Annotated in this window: 2 protein-coding genes; both read left to right on the top strand. The window is 55.3% G+C overall.

Features of this window, described 5'->3' with window-relative positions:
- Nucleotides 1-282 (top strand): P-loop NTPase family protein (locus tag DS839_RS35875; protein ID WP_368912122.1); only part of this gene is annotated, 282 nt, incomplete at its 5' end.
- 171 nt (nt 283-453) lie between these two features.
- The gene (gene icmT, locus DS839_RS35870; RefSeq protein WP_101530059.1) at nt 454-720 is read left to right on the top strand and encodes an IcmT/TraK family protein; all 267 of its coding nucleotides are present in this window, start codon (nt 454-456) and stop codon (nt 718-720) included.
- Nucleotides 721-736: the final 16 nt, after the last annotated feature.

Raw genomic sequence — 736 nt, 5'->3', positions numbered from 1 at the left:
CGCGCCACCGCGATTTTCGACATCGTGGAAACCGCCCGCTTCATCATGGCTCAGCGGCTGGTCAAGGGCACTAACGGCAAGCTGCTCGCCGCCCGCGAGTACCTCATCTTCGACGAAGAGTCTCGCGAGGCGCTGATCGAGCTTGACCAGATGGGCAAAGTCACCAGCAGGATCAAGGAGCTTGTCGAGGAAAAAGGGCATTCGTTCAGGAAGGAGGCGTTGCGTCTACGCGAGGCCGGGCTGATCGACGATCACGTCGCCCGCGACCTGATGCACACCTGAATGTGGCGACATTGTGCTATAGATTGTGTCATAATTGTGGTTACACTGTGGCGCAATGATGGCAAGAGTGGTAAGATTGTGGCACCAAGGTGGTAGAGATGGTGCTAACAAGGTGTGCTGCATTGTGGTAACATGGTGGCACTGGTTAAATTCCTTTCTGGAGGTTGATTTATGGCAACGGGTCGATACCACTGGAGCAACTGCGCCCCTCCGGCGCGGTTCTTCAAGATCAATGCGGCGGCGAGCTTGCCGTGGCTGGGCGTCATCCTGCATCCGAGTTGGATGACCTTCTATGTCGCCTTGGTGGTGACGGCCATTCTTCTGTACGTCGAGATCGTCAAGAAGATGTCCGTCACGGCCTTCATGCGAGCGATCAATGTCTGGCTGACGGGTCGCGTGAAGTCCACGAAGAATCTCATCAAAGAACTCGCCAGATAAGAACATGAAAGGGAAA

Source organism: Taklimakanibacter deserti (assembly GCA_003574785.1).
Note: the sequence above shows the minus strand (reverse complement) of the source record. Positions and strands in the feature narration are given on the sequence as shown.

Bases quoted from the DNA above. Each gene is read 5' to 3' on its own strand.
- icmT (WP_101530059.1), top strand. From the start codon at position 454: ATGGCAACGGGTCGATACCACTGGAGCAACTGCGCCCCTCCGGCGCGG.